Raw genomic sequence first — 15,997 nt, 5'->3', positions numbered from 1 at the left:
GTTTTTTAACCGCATAACGACTAAACAGCGGCCGTTAAAACGGGTTCAAGTGTAAAGGGCGTTTGATTCACGGCCGTGCCTCCAGCCGAAGAACCCGATGTATCAAAGGTTGCCATCGCCCCCGTCAACTTCGCCAGGCTCAGATTATCAACAAAGATATCATTCCATTGCCCGTTAGCATCATCAGGATTGGCAACCTCAATCCGCAAAGTCTCATCATCAGCTGCACTATGAACCGCACCATCAACATCCATGGTCAGCGTATGCCAACTCCCATAACCCAGTTGTTGCTGCACTTGCGTAGCAGACAGGTCCACTGAACCCAACAGAGTCGAACCGGCCCAGAGTCGAACACTCACATCAGAAACCGTATATCTGTAGTTAGCAAGATCGACGGATAACTGATAGTCAGCGGTTGAATCAAAGGTCGCTGCCAGGGTTTGACTGATTGATCCACCGTTATTAATCTGTACCAGATTACTCCCTTCTGATGCGCCACCGTCAACACCAAAACCTTGCTCGTCTTTGAATGATGCTGTGTTACCCCCGCTAATATTCCAGTGGGGTACATCGCGCTCCAGAGTGCGATCAGATGCAATCAGCTTGTCTTCAAATGAGGCATTCTGAATAGCAACATCTACCTTTCCAGATATGGCCCCTCCTGCGTCTCCCCCGGTTGAACCTTCTCCGGCTGCCGAGGAAGCAAGAGCGGTAAGATAACTGAGCTCGTCGGAATAACCAGCTTCCCCCTTGTCTACCAGAGAGACTCCAGACGGCAGTGTATGCCGGGACGAGTCCTGAAGCAGCTGAATAAAATACTCACCGGCTGCGGCCATTGTCAGACTGGAATCTGAAAATTCGATACCGGCCGGGACTTCCATCGCTAAACCAACGGCCAGAGCCCCCAGATCCAGCTCCGTTAGTGTCGCCAGTTCAAGATTGGAAATATGAACGCTATGTAACGGGCTGCCCTGATAATTTAAGCCAACAATAATTCCTTCGGCTCCAAGCTGAATATCCAGGTTGAGCTGATCAGGACTTAACGAAGTAAAGTGCAGTCCTCGTTGTTCGTCTGCATCCAGAAACTCATAATAGTCATAGCCACCTCCGGCACTTCCCAGACTGGCAAAAGCGTCACTCCCCTTAATAATGATTGTCCGGTCTTCACCCTTAAATGCGTAGCTATCAATCACATTCGCAGCGAGGGTTGTTGCGATCAAGCTGCCTTCAACATAAATATCGAATCCACCCTGGGAGCCAGCTACAACATTCAGTTGATCCGGTGTTATCCCGTCAAACACCAGTGTATTCCGATCCGTAGAGCTGCCCCCCTGTCCCAGGCTGATATCAACCTGCCGTTGTTGATTACCGACTATCACGGTATTGCTGCCGCCCTCCAGGTGAACGGCTGTGCGGTTAGAGCTACCGCCGCCCTGAACAACACCTTCATTAACGATAACAACATCATCTCCAGCACCGGTATTCACCCTGGATTCCCCGGAACCTCCCGATAAACCATAGGTGTCAGAAACCAGAACATCATTACCACTCCAGCCTCCAATGGTCTGGGTACCGAGTAACGACGTTACTAAATAGCGGTCCCATCCACCAAAGGCAGCATCAGGGGAGCTTCTGTCCCCCCCTGTTGATTCTGTCGCTTTATGCTCCAATCCAGTACTGACCAGATCAAAGATTTGATCGGCATCCAGCACTATATCTGTTTCTGATAACGCCCACTGGGGGAAACGTTTACTGAAATCCCGCGCCAGATCCAAAAGATCAGTCATTCCTGCCGCGATCGCTTTGCCAAAACCAAGATCGGTGAAGACCAGATTGTCCTGGTCGTCCTTAACCTGTAGGTTCCCATTCTGATCGATATCAAAATGAATCTGATCAGTAGCTGTAAAGTAACCGGTTCTCAGGATATCTGCCTCCAGCCCGCTATCATCCAGAGTGGCGGTAGAGCCCGAACTTTGGTACTGAACATAAAATGTTTGCTGATCGTGTCGCTCCATTCCATCAAAATCACTGCCTGGATCAAAGACCAATTGGTTACCCACAACACTGATAGTGCCCTTGCCTGAAAGGACATTGCCCTCTTCATCAACGATCTGTATTGAATCAGACATAAGCTGCAACTGATTGCGATCCTGAGCCAAGACATCCAGTATCAATTGATTATCATTCCAGACCCCATTCAACCCGCCTGCCGTGAGTTGAATCTCAGCTAAACCGTAAGTTTCTGGTTTGTATTGGGTTTCCAGCCCCTGAGTACCTGTCCAGCCAACATTACCCTGCTCAAAACTGCCATTGGTCACCAGCTCACGGCCCAGATCATTGGTGACGGATACGTTATCAATAAGATGACCCAGTCCATCACTGGAGCCAGTGCCCTCAAAGGACAGCTGGTTACCCCCATCCTGAGCCGTCAGCGTTAGCGAATACTCGTTCCAACCTCCAGTATCGCCATCTCTGGAAAACACCTCAACACCGTTCCAAAGAACACGCATCCCATTCCCGGTCCCACTTCCTACCCGGCTTGCATAATCAAAGCGCAACTGAACTTGTTCACCCGCAACCAGATTACTCAGGTCTTGATTCATTCGAGTGTTCTGCGAGACGTCCAGCTCGGCCACATGGGCCCCATGATCTTTCTCTTTCAGTACATTGATGGCCACCCGTTCAGTGACAACTGAGCCTTCAATGGTATACGCATCAGTGCCGGCACCACCATCAAGATGATGTTGTCCTCGCCTGGAAAACAACTGATCACTCTCCCCACCACCTGACAGATTATCCTGACCGCCAAACGCTACCAGCTTATTGACCTTGTCGTTACCTGTCAGTGTGTCGTTATGCTGACTGGCCAGCACATTATCAAAATTATCCAGTGTGGCACTAAAGGCACCGGTAATCGTGCCGGCAGAAAGATCAACATTGACCCCGGTTGAACCCTTGAAGGGGCTAAAATCCAGTGAATCATCCCCGCCCAGATTAACAAAACGACTGTTATCACCCGCATTAATAACCCTGATCTGATCCGTCTGCCGGGTACTTTCTATCCATACCTGATTACGGGACTGGCTGGTAATGGTCAGACTGGTATCAATCCGGGTAGCATCCAGCTCAATGGGACGTACAGCCAGATTCTGCAAACCTCGATCGTCCAAAACAATGGATTCAATTGAGTTGGTTCTAAGCACATGGTGCTGTCCACCGTTGACCTTTGTAGGATCCCAATCCAGATCCCAGTCGTGCTGATCAACCATTGCGGCATCATCAACGTCGAGCAGAACGTACGAATAGTTATAGTCCTTATCATCACGTTCCCGCCATTGACTCCAGGATTCAGATGCCGGATCGGCGCTGGAAAGAATCAGCGTATCTCTTCCCTCTCCACCGTACACAGAGGTCCCGGACAGGTAGACTGAATATCCGGAATCATCTCCGGTACTCTGTCGCTTTAGAACGATAGTATCATCGCCATCGCGCCCATCTATCACGCTTGGAATAGTATCGCCAAGAATTCCACCGCTAACACGCTCACCAATGTTAATTACGTTATTTTTATCGTCACCGAATAGCGATGCTCCCCCGTAAATATCCAACACGACATTCTCGACATCCTGGATAAACTCAGTACGGGAGAAATACAGGTACAGCAGTGATTCAACTTTTTTACTGGGGTCGTAGAAACCACCCGTCACTCGAGTCAAACCGGGATCATCCTGAGTTTCCCAGGTCACGATGGAATCGGAGATGTCCTGTAATTTCAATGAACTTCTATCAACAATGGCTCCTGTTAACTGCCCCTGAAACAGCTCAATTTCATACAGGTATTCACCATCAGTAAAATAATTAAGTTGATAGGTGGTGTCACTGGCATCACGCCCCAGAAACCACATATTTTTGTCCGCAATCAGCGATTCCAGGTTATCCAGAGTGCCCAGATTGGTTAGCCCTCCACGACGAGCCAGCGACTTTAGCTGCTGCAATTCGCCATTATCGGAAAAGAGTCCACTCTGACTGCCTTGCAGTGCACTCTGAAGCTCTCCTTTTTCCACCAGGTAGTCTGGATCAATCTGAAAACCAGCTGATTTGTTAGCGAGATCAATGTAAGCGCCATTAACAAAGAAACGCTTGTCTTCAGGTATGGTTGATTGCCCGCGAGTGCTATTTTCAGCAAATCTCAAGCCGTGGTCAGGATCATAATAGTTCCAGGAGTCTCCACCATGCAGACCATTTACCACCACCGTATCAATACCGGGTCCGCCGTCAAACCCTGCTGTGATTCCCGGCGTTCCCACCAAAATATCGTCCCCTTCTTCACCGTATAGCTTATGGTAGCCCAGAGGACTGTAGAGATAATCGTTACCCTCACCCCCATAAAGGTTGTGACTGCCATGCTCAGAGGCGTACAACCGGTCATCGCCGTCATGGCCGAACAGGTTTTTACTGCCACCTCCCTGAGCATCCAGCAAATCATCAAGCATACCGCCAATCAGTGGATCATCTCTCCAGGTATTATCAACAACAGCCAAGCGCAGCTCATCCAACCCTGCTTTCGCTTTGTTGGTCAGATCCCTGACATATTCTTTCGCTTCAATTTTGTTGTGAGCGTCTTCTGAGCCATCAAGATCCGCTCCCTTGGAATCAATAGCATATTTGAAAACATCATAGCCCTGGTCTGTGTAGGCAGTTGCCATATTATCCAGATAGCTCTTGAATCCATCTGAGCCTATATACTCATCAAAACTTTCCTGAAGTTTTTCCTCTTCAGTGCGGGTATCAACCATATGGGTAAAGAAACCGATCAGATCACTGAATACCCCAAGCACAGTACTAATAATGTCCACAACAAATGAGATCGCTGTACCAACGCCCGGCAATAGATCGAGTACCCCGCTCACGACATCCAGTACCAGAGCCACACTATCCAATGTTGCCATGACCCCGTACATAGCAGCCCGACCGTGGTTGCCTTGGCGACGGGCCTCATCTGCCGCCATGGCATTAGCCGTTATGGAGTGAACTCCAGCGGCCACACCAACAACCATGCCTGCAACCGGAATAAACCGCCCGGCCTTCTTTAGCGCCGCTTCTCCCGCAGCTGCCCCGGATTTAGCGGTAACCTTGGCAGCATACTTAGTAGCAATTTTTTCGTTAAACAGATCCATGATACCGGTTACACCTGTTGCCATTCCTAACACCCCACCGGCAAGGCGCATATCTTTGTCATGCTGTGAACCAACAGTCGTTCCAATAGCCCCTTGGGCAATACCGTAAAGAGCACTAATGCCCTTGACTCCTTTGCCGGCGGTCTTAAACATACTGGCCGCGCTGGTTACACCCTTGTTTTTGCTCTGCTGCTTTAAAATCTGAGACTCAATACTGGCCAGGGCATTTTCTCTTCGCTGAAATACTGTCAGGCCATTTTTTCTCGGTAAGGAAGCCCACTGCCGGGAAGTAAACTCCGGAAACATCTCTCCCGGACCAACCCGATAATGCTGAAGGGTTCCCGCAACTTCTCTGTTCCAGTACTTATTAGTCTTTTGCCACTGCTCTTTCAGTACATCAACCTTACTCAGCCGTAACCCCAGACTGGAGTCAATAAGCTTACTAATACGTTTGGGAACGTCTTTGACAAAGCCACCAAACCGGGTCCCGGAATCAGACATATAATTGCTGTAACGAAGCAAATCACCCTCTTCTCCCAGGATAACCCGGCCGTTTAAACCATCATCACCGGCGGGCGGCTCTTCCGGTACTGGAGGCTGAACACCCACTGTCGAGATATCTTCGTTACCATTTAACCCTTCTTGAAACTTGTTTATTTCAGCCAGAACCTCTGAATCAGCTGAAAGTTCTTCGATCGCTTCGATCAGCTCGGTATCAAAATTTCCAGCCTCCCGTAAGATCGAAGCCAGGCTGGCAGACATGGCCAGAGGGTCAGATTGACTAGTCCCGGTCTCCATTGATTCTTTGACTTTACCAGTCAATTGTCCTGCGAATTCTTTCCATAATTTGGCCTGTTGATCTGAGTCCAATACGATTTCATCAGTGGCGTCGGTAGTCATAAACACTCTCCAAGTGGGGTCTACTGGTTTTTATCTGCTCTACTGCATTTTTCCTTTTACTGCACTGTTCAATATTCAGAGGATTCGCTACCCCTGCACCTGTAATTTCCACAACCGGGCGTAGCTGCCGGCTTGCTCCAATAGCTGCTCATGACGCCCCTGCTCGACGATCTGTCCGTGCTCCATTACCAGAATTCGATCGGCATAACGCAGGGTATTGAGCCGGTGGGCGATACTGATCACTGTTCGCCCCTGACAAATGGCATCCATATTGGCCATAACTGCCGCTTCCGACTCGTAATCCAGTGCACTGGTGGCTTCATCCAGCAACAGGATGCCCGGGTTAGTCAGCAGCGCTCGTGCCAGGGCAATGCGCTGACGCTGACCTCCCGATAGCCGAGCCCCTTTTTCACCCACCGGTGCATCGTAGCCTTGTGGCAGTTCGCGGATAAACTCATCGGCCCCCGCCAGACCCGCAGCATGAATAACCGCCGCATCTGAGGCCTGGGGGCAACACAGACGAATGTTGTCAGCGACAGAACCAGAGAACAGCAGACTTTCCTGCAACACCACGCTCATGTTGCGGCGAAGGGCAACAGGATCAGCAATGGCCAAATCGATACCGTCCACCAGTACCTGACCCTGTTGAGGGATGTAAAGCCGTTGCAACAGTCGCGTCAGGGTGGATTTTCCCGAACCTGACGGGCCGGTAATACCGACAAACTCACCGGGTTTGATCTCCAAATGAAGGTTGCGCAACACTTCCTGACTATCTTCATGGTAGCGAAAGCGAACCCCCTGAAAGCAGATACCACCTCGAAGTTTGGGCACTGAGGCAAGACCACCACTACCCTCTTCGGTTTCTTCATCAAGGATGTCACCGATACGGCGCAACGAGATCAGGCTATGCTGAAAGTCCTGCCAAACCTGCGCCAGACGCAAAATCGGCTGAGTCACGTGCCCCGAAAGCATATTAAAGGCGACCAGCCCACCCGGTGTCAGCACCCCATCCATAACCAGAGTGACTCCCCACCAGAGCAGTAACGCTGCGGTAATTTTCTGAATCAGCCCGATGCCCTGACCCGCCCAGATTCCCGTGACTCTGGCCCGAAACGAAGCACGCACAAAAGCGGCGATAAGCTGTTCCCAACGCCGCAGAAAACTCGCTTCAGTGGCGGTGGTTTTAATTGTTTCAATCCCCGTCACCGATTCCGCCAGATAAGCGGTGTTATCGGCACTAAGTTCATATTCCCGGGTTACGCGCGCCCGCATTACCGGTCCAATCATCAGCCAGAATAAAAAATAGAGCACCAGGGAACCCAGCACCAGCCAGGTAAGTGTCGGTGCATAGGCAAACATCACGGCAACGAACATCCCGATAAAAAACAGATCCAGAACCATAGTCAGAGCCGAACCGGTCAGAAACTGACGAATCTGTCCCATCTCTCGGACCCGGGCAATAATCTCTCCGGTCTGACGCTGCTGGAAATAATCTAACGGTAGTGCCACCAGATGCTGATAGAGACGACTGGACAGCTCCGAATTGACTTTGCTGGCAAGGTTGGAAAACAACCATCCTCGTAGAAAACCGTACAGCGGCTCGAATACTGCCAGCGCCAACATGGCCAGACCCAGGACCTGAAGGCTGTTCAGACTCCGACTGACCAGTACACGATCAATCACATTCTCAAGCAGAATCGGGGTCACCAGGGCGATCAGCTGCAGCATCAACGACACCAGCAGTACATTACGAAATTGACTGACGTGCTTGCGAATAGAAGGAATAAACCAACCAAAACCGAATTTCTGCTTACCCTTAAGTTCCCGAGCCTCAGCCAGCAACACCGCCTCGCCTCGCCAGTATTTGGCAAACGTAGATACGGGGTAACGGCGACTTCGTGCCGTCGTCGGATGGTAAAGAATAACGCTATCAGCAGACACCGCTTCAAGTACCAACCAGCCCTGTTCCGTCTGCAGCAAGACCGGCAATGGCAGTGTCCTTAAGCGCTCAGTCCGGGTTGAAACAGATCGAGCCCGCAAGCCAATCCAACCGGCACAACGACACAGGTCCTGGCTGTCCACCCGACCTTCACTACGGCCCAGCTGATGACTGAGCTGCTCCGCCTCAATCGACAGACCAAAATGCTCGGCAGCATGCGCCAGCGCCTGCAACGCCGTATCAATAATGGGCGATTCAAGCCCGGCCTGGTCTGTGCCTAAATCATAAGGCTCAATAGCAGACATCAGCGCTCCCTCATTGCTTCGGACTGATATTGCTGCAACGGACTCAGCAAATAGTCAATAACACGACGCTCTCCAGTACGGATCTCAGCAACAATGCTCATTCCGGCCTGTAACGGGACCGCCTGATCTTCCACAAGGATGCTGTTGCGGGCTATTTTCACCCGTGCCGGGAACACCATCCCCAACTGCTCATCCTGGACCGAATCCTTTGAGACATGAATCACCTCACCGGGAATCGTGCCGTAGCGAGTATAGGGAAAGGAATCTACTTTAATTTCCACGCTCTGTTGGGCATTCACAAAACCCACGTCCTTGTTTAATACCATGACCTGCGCTTCTAACGGGCTGTCTTCCGGGACAATCACCATCAGTTGCTGGGCCGGTTGCACGACACCACCAAGAGTATGCACCGCCAATTGCTGGACCACCCCGTCAACCGGTGCACGCAGACTCATCAGGCGACGCTTCTCACGAGCTTTGATCAGCTGCTGCTCCACCACTGCCCTTTCGACCTGCGTACTATTAAGCTTGTCATGGTACTCACGCCGACGTTCGGCCAGATAGCTACGGCGCTGTTCCTGCAACCCCAACAGCTGTGCCTCAAGCACCTTCAGATCCGCATGCTGGCGAGCCAACTCCCGTTCAATCTCCAGCTGTTCCCGCTCTTGCTGCAACAGCTCGACCTTCGGATACATTTTCTTAGCTACCAGGGTTCGACGGGCCTTGAGTCGATCTTCGATATTGCTCGCCAATCGCAGCAGCGCAGTAATCTCTGCCTGACGGGCCTGCTGGGTCGCTCGATTGACCTCCATCTCGCCCTCCAGAGTTTGCAACTGGGTCTGCACCGCTTGCCATTCGCTGATCAGGTGCCTGTTGGCCCGTGCCACCTGATCGGCGGGGATATCCGCTGCAGCCTTAAAGCTCTGCAATGGATGATCGGTCAGCAGGGCCTGTAACCGGAACTGTTCCAGGCGTCGGAATATCAACCGTGCCTGTAACTCCTGAACATCGGCTTCAACACCGATCGGGTTCAGCTCAATCAACGAATCACCAACCTTCACTCGTTGCCCGTCACGGACATCAATAGCAGCGATTTCACCGGCTTCCAGTGACTGAATAACCTTCGAATAACTGGAAACTATCAACCGTCCTGAAGAGCGTGAATGAATATCCAGACGGCCGATAATCGACCAGATCAAAGCGATGACCAGCAACAGTGTCAATAGCATGGCCGTGCGCCGAGCCCAGGGGGCCGGCGGTCGTTCAACAATCTCCAGACGACCCGGCTGAAACTCATACTCATCACGGGAACGTTTCACTGCCGACGGGGCCTGACGCTCAGCCAGCCAGGCGCGGCGTGCGGTATGCCAATGCTTGAGTCCCATCAGACAGCCTCCTGGCGTAAGGCTTGTTGCAGTAGCCAGAGACGGGCATAGCAACCTTGCTGAGTCAGCAGTTGCTGGTGACTGCCCGACTCGGTGATCCGGCCTTTCTCCAACACCACGATACGGTCACAGCGACGTACGGTCGACAATCGATGGGCAATGGTGATCAGTGTGCGTCCCCGGGCAATTTCAGCCATATTGTTCTGAATCAGAGCCTGGGATTCATCATCCAGAGCACTGGTGGCTTCATCAAAGATCAGAACCTTAGGGTCTGCCATCAGCGCCCGGGCAATGGCGATACGCTGACGCTGGCCCCCGGATAATGAGCTGCCTCCCTCAGCCAGCACAGTGTCATACCCCCGCGAGAGCTGCAAAATAAAATCGTGGGCACCCGCTAACCGGGCCACGGCAATCACCGCCTCCAGTGGCGCGGTTGGATCCTGAACTGCGATGTTATGGCGAACCGTGCGGTTAAACAGGTAGTTCTCCTGCAATACCACCCCAATCTGACTACGCAAATACCCTGGATCCAGCGTATGCAAGGGCATACCATCGACAAGAATATCGCCACTATCCTGAGTGTAGAGTTTTTGAATCAATTTGGTCAGGGTGGACTTTCCTGACCCTGAAGGACCCACAATCCCCAAATGCTCACCGGCTTTAAGCTGCAAATCGACCCCCTTTAACACCGGAGGGAAGTTTGGTTGGTAACTGAAAACGATATTACTCAACTGTATTTCGCCCACCAACGGACTGGTCGGTACTCGATTACCCTGCGCTTGCTCAACGGGGAGGTTGAGCATATCCCCCAGCTTGTCCACGGCCACCCGAGCCTGTACAAACTGCTGCCATAGCTCAATCAACTTGGCGATCGGCTGACTGACATGGGAGACCATCATGTTAAACGCAATCAGCTGACCGATGGTCAGTTCCAGCGACATAACCAGATGAGCGCCAACCCAGATCACCAACACCCCGGTGACTTTCTGCAGCAAGCTCACCCCATTGTTGACCAGGTTGTTCAGTGTCTGAGTCTGAAAGCCTGCCGCCACCATATCTTCGGTCTGAGACTCCCAGCGCCGCTGCATCCGGGGTTCAACTGCCAGGCTCTTGATGGTTTCGGCGCCACTAACCGATTCGTTCAGAAAAGAGGTATTAACCGCAGAGGTCTGAAACTGCCGTTCAATCCGGGCCTGAAGCGGCCGGGTACTAAGCCAGGCCAACAGAAAATACAGCGGCAGAGCGGCCAGGACCAGGCCGGTCAACAGGGGTGATAACCAGTACATCACCGCGAAAAAGACAAAGGAGAAAAGCACATCAACACAAAGGGTCAGGATCGAGCCGGTCAGAAACTCACGGATACTATCCAGTTCCTGCACTCGCGTAATGATGGCGCCAACCTGACGGTGCTTGAAATACAGCAGCGGTAACCCCAGAAGGTGACGAAAGAGCTTAACTCCCAGACTGATATCAATCCGATTGGTCGTGTGGGCAAACAGGTACTCCCGCAAACCTTTCAGCAGTACTTCAAAGAGCCCCACTACCAGCAGTACAAACACCAGTACATCGAGAGTTGACAGGCTTTGATGCACCAACACTTTATCCATTACGACCTGAAAAAAGAGCGGTGTAACCAACGCCAGCAGCTGCAGCATCAGGGAGAACAGCAAGACTTCAATCAACAGCCAGCGATGACGGACAAATTCGGGAATAAACCAGGAGACATCAAAGCGGAATGCAGCCCCTTGCAACAATACTACATCACCAGTCCATTGAGCCTGAATCTCACTCAGTGATAAGGTCTGAGGTAGCCGAACATCCGGTGATTGAATAAGAGCCTGTGTCTCAGAGAGACGAACCAGAACAACAAAAGATCCATCTTTTTGTCGGTAGGCTAACGGTAAAATATCCGGGGTGACTTTAATAAAATCTAATCGGCAGAGATTTAGATTTACACCATGGCATTTACCATAGCGTTTCATCATTTTTTTTAAAGGTATATTCTCGGTGGGTTCAGAAGATATTTCCTGCAGTTTAATACCGGTTAATTGCAGCAAAATCTGACTACAGGCAATGGCCGATTGAGTATTCGTAATCTCTTTCAAGATGCCCCCTCAGATACGCTTTCGCCCAATAAAAACACAGGATCAAAAAAGATTGTGTTATCCACAGTTTTCTATGATGAAAGCTATAAGTCTTCCTGCATCAACAGGAGAGTTATTTTATTATTTTTCAAACGCTTAACTAACAAGTACCTAGATACATAATAAGTAAACGTACACCACGGAAATCATGGTATCTTTATAATTATAATTTATTAGTTCAGGCATCAAATACATACTGAAAATATTAAACAGCTATGTAAATAACAGAATGTGCCACAGTTAAAACAATTGACGCCAAAAATAATATCTTTATATTATTATCAGGCAATGACTCTACATTCGGCCCTATAAATAAAAATAAGATCACAGCGAATATAAAATACTATTATGTTATCTATTGGTAGTTAAATAACCCAGCACATGATTAGAGCCGGATTGTTTCTACGCTGTTCCTGCCATCTGAGCCAGTAGCCAGTTACAAACCAGCACTGACTTTTCATCACTTAGAAAACCTGTGAATTAAGTCCATTGTGTTCTCGGTGGTATCCAGCGTGGAATTGAACAATATCAGTACCTCCATCCATGAGTCGATTAATAACACCTTAGCCTAACTTCAGCAGCTACATTAAAGATTGGCAGCTCAGTATCAGATCACAAATTAGAGATAAAAGTACTGATTTATCATTCGTCGTCTTTTGACTAAGCTCCATTAATGCTAGAAGTCATACCATTTTACCGGTAGGTCCAACGCTAAACTTTTATAGAGCCAGTCCGATTATCAGCCTCTCCAGAGACTGCTAAGAACATCATGAACTTACTCGCAGGTTATTTGATTGCTTCAGGATTTATTAAGTTTTCCAAAAGCCCTATAAGGCACTCTAGGTAATTAAATCAAACGGAAAAACAGGCATTCAGCACTTATAGTTTCAAAACTTTTTTGATAATAAATGATTTAAGATCAGTCTGTTACTATTCTAGATGTGCCTGAAATGAATCCATCTTGTTTTTTTTGATAATCCCTTTTTTAGCACAATTTACTCAGAGCAATCATCTCTGCGCTTGTCGCAAAGACCCCAAGGCCCCCGACAACCCAATCAGGTCCCTCTTTCAGATGAAAAGACCAAGAACACCAACAAATTATAAAAAATCAGTAGATAACACTAAAATAGTACTTATCTGTGGATTTATTTGGAGACTAACACTAACTGCTTGGTGATAAATTTCTTAACTATAAAACATAGCGCAACATAAAACATGGAGCAACAGAACTGTCGAACCGCTATCCGTATTCACTGTTCTGTGACCAGTCTACCAGGCTGCTGATAAACATCCTTAGAAGGGATATCCGAAAGAGACTCCACAGGAGTCTCTCATATGCATCTTTATTATGGTTTTTATTACCTGATCGTTAACACCCTTTGGGAAAATCCTATGAACGCAGTTGACCCAACCACCAACCCTATAGACGATGATGATCTGACTCTTGAAAACAGTGAATGGATCGAAGCCCTCGACAATGTGCTGGACTACCAGGGAGAAAACAGAGGTCGCGATATACTCCGGTTGCTGCAGAACAGACTACTCAATAAAAATATCAGTCTTACAGAGGCGACTCTGAACACACCTTATCGAAACACGATCCCGACAACCGATCAGCCAAGGTATCCGGGAAATCCTGAACTGGAAAAAGAACTGGAAAATATCATCCGCTGGAACGCAGCCGCAATGGTACTAAGAGCAAACGATCAGGGCACCGGTGTCGGTGGACATATTGCTACCTATCAATCTGCTGCCACCATGCTGGAAGTTGGCTTTAACCACATTTTCAAGAACCGTTCAGAAAACTATGGTGGTGATCAGTTAATGGTACAAGCCCATGCTGCCCCTGGCCTATACGCCAGAGCATTTCTGGAAGGTCGCCTCAGCGAGCAACAGGCCAGTAACTTCCGGCGGGAGTTACAGCCTGGTGGAGGGTTAAGTTCTTACCCACATCCTCGACGGATGCCGGACTTCTGGCAGGGGCCGACGGCATCCATGGGTCTGTCAACACCTTCTGCTATTTATCAGGCCCGCTTTATGAAGTACCTGGAGAACCGAGGTCTGAAAAAACCTGATGGCGGAAAGATCTGGTGTTTTATAGGAGATGGTGAGTCAGATGAGCCAGAAGTACTGGGCACCATCAATATGGCAACCAGGGATAACCTGGATAACCTGGTTATGGTTGTTAACTGCAATCTTCAACGCCTGGATGGTCCTGTACGCGGTAACGGGAAAATTATCCAAGAGCTGGAACGAAGCTACAGAGGGGCTGGCTGGAACGTTATCAAAGTCATCTGGGGAAGCGAATGGGATGAGTTGTTCTCTCGAGATCATGACGGGGTTCTACAGGCCCGTATGGACCGAGCAGTCGATGGTGATTACCAGTTTTATACGGTATCCGACGGTCCAACAGTCCGCAATCACTGGACCAAAGATGACCCACGACTGGAAGCTCTGATGAAGACCCTGAGTGATGAGCAGATTCGCTGCATTAAACGAGGTGGTCAGGACCCTAATAAGATATTCAGTGCCTTTGATGAAGCCTTAAAAACCAACGGGAAACCTACCGTTATTTTGATGAAAACGGTAAAGGGAGATGGTATGGGGGCCTCTGCAGAGGGTCAGAACACTTCTCATCAAAAGAAGCGGTTAACCGCAGAAGAACGTATTGCTCTGGGCCGACGCTTCGAAATCCCCTTAAGTGATGAAGCCTTAGCTGAGGCTCAACTCTATAAACCAGCTGATGACAGTCCGGTAATGGAGTATCTGCATCGTAGAAGACAGGATCTGGGTGGTTACCTACCCTCAAGAAAAGCAGACACGAAACCCCTTCAAACTCCTGAACTCTCCCTTTTTAAGGCCGCAATAGAAGGGTCTAACCGAGAGCAATCAACAACAATGTCCTTTGTAAGAATGTTGTCAACAATGCTCAAAGACAAAAGTTTTGGTCAGTATGTGGTTCCGATAGTACCGGATGAAGCGCGCACCTTCGGCATGGAATCGCTATTTAATCAATTTGGAATCTATTCCAGTGTTGGTCAAACTTATAAACCGGTAGATTCCAGTAGCTTACTGCCCTATAAAGAGGCCAAAGACGGCCAGCTGCTGCAGGAAGGGATTTGCGAAACCGGTGCCATGGCATCATTTTTAGCCGCAGGTACAGCCTACGCAAACTATAACGTACCAACCATTCCATTCTATATATTCTATTCAATGTTTGGGTTCCAGCGGGTTGGTGACATGATATGGGCCTGCGCTGACAGTATGGCAAAGGGCTTCCTGATCGGAGCTACAGCCGGCCGGACCACGTTAAACGGAGAAGGCCTGCAACACCAGGATGGCCATTCTCACGCCATCGCAGCCACTGTGCCCAACCTGTACAGTTATGATCCGGCATTTGCTTACGAGCTGGCGGTTATCATTCGCGATGGCATAAGGCGAATGTACGAACAGGACCAGAAAATCTTTTACTACATTACTCTCTACAACGAAAACTACTCGATGCCTGCAATGCCTGACGGAATCGAAGACGGTATTCTCCAGGGGATGTATCGTCTCAAGAAAAATGACGCCAAAGGCCATAAGGTACACCTGTTAGGCAGTGGCAGCCTGATGCAGGAAACCATTAAAGCAGCCGAGTTGCTTTCCGACTTTGGCTGCAGTGCCGATATCTGGAGCGTGACCAGTTATAACCAACTTACCCGACAGGCCCTGTCAGTTGAACGACATAATCTACTGAACCCGGAACAGCCCAAACAGAACTATATTGAGCAGCTTCTAGGGGCTGAAAAAGGAGTATTTGTAGCCGCTAGTGACTTTATGAAGTCTTTGCCTAACGGTATTTCACGCTGGTTTCCTGAAGATCTGGTTGTACTGGGTACCGATGGGTTTGGCCTGAGTGAAAGTAGACCAACACTGCGGGATCATTTTGAAGTTGATGCCCGTTATATCGCCTGGTCGGCATTAGCTCAGCTGTACCGCAACGGAATATTATCTGAAGCCAAACTTTCACAAGCACGCGATTCCCTGGCTATTCCTCAAGAGAAGGTTGATCCGACTCTGGCTTGATTCCAGGCCCGTTTGGCAACAGTGATGCCAGAGAGACCAATCTCTCTGGCACTTTCTATCTTGCACTTCCAAACTCTCA

General features: G+C 49.5%; 5 protein-coding genes. 1 reads left to right on the top strand and 4 read right to left on the bottom strand.

Features of this window, described 5'->3' with window-relative positions; all coding sequences use genetic code 11:
- Positions 1-20 precede the first annotated feature (20 nt).
- From BGP75_RS05200 to BGP75_RS05185, 4 genes are all read right to left on the bottom strand, one after another.
- Positions 21-6,077: a hypothetical protein gene (locus BGP75_RS05200; RefSeq protein WP_076716113.1), complete on the bottom strand. Its 6,057-nt coding sequence runs from the start codon at positions 6,075-6,077 to the stop codon at positions 21-23.
- 87 nt (positions 6,078-6,164) lie between these two features.
- Entirely contained in the window at positions 6,165-8,321 is a 2,157-nt protein-coding gene (locus BGP75_RS05195; protein ID WP_076716110.1) for a type I secretion system permease/ATPase, read from the bottom strand.
- The gene (locus BGP75_RS05190; protein WP_076716108.1) at positions 8,321-9,706 is read right to left on the bottom strand and encodes an HlyD family type I secretion periplasmic adaptor subunit; all 1,386 of its coding nucleotides are present in this window, start codon (positions 9,704-9,706) and stop codon (positions 8,321-8,323) included. Before BGP75_RS05190 ends, BGP75_RS05195 begins: the two co-directional genes overlap by 1 nt.
- On the bottom strand, positions 9,706-11,811 hold the full coding sequence (locus BGP75_RS05185; protein ID WP_076716105.1) for a peptidase domain-containing ABC transporter: 2,106 nt from the start codon (positions 11,809-11,811) through the stop codon (positions 9,706-9,708). The genes BGP75_RS05190 and BGP75_RS05185 overlap by 1 nt, the downstream gene beginning before the upstream one ends.
- A 1,431-nt stretch (positions 11,812-13,242) precedes the next feature.
- Between BGP75_RS05185 and aceE the strand changes: the two genes are divergently transcribed.
- Positions 13,243-15,918: a pyruvate dehydrogenase (acetyl-transferring), homodimeric type gene (gene aceE / locus BGP75_RS05180; protein ID WP_076716230.1), complete on the top strand. Its 2,676-nt coding sequence runs from the start codon at positions 13,243-13,245 to the stop codon at positions 15,916-15,918.
- Positions 15,919-15,997 lie beyond the last annotated feature (79 nt).

It is taken from the genome of Motiliproteus sp. MSK22-1 (assembly GCF_001968815.1).
Classification (GTDB): domain Bacteria; phylum Pseudomonadota; class Gammaproteobacteria; order Pseudomonadales; family Balneatricaceae; genus Motiliproteus.
This window is presented reverse-complemented; position numbering and strand designations above follow the sequence as displayed.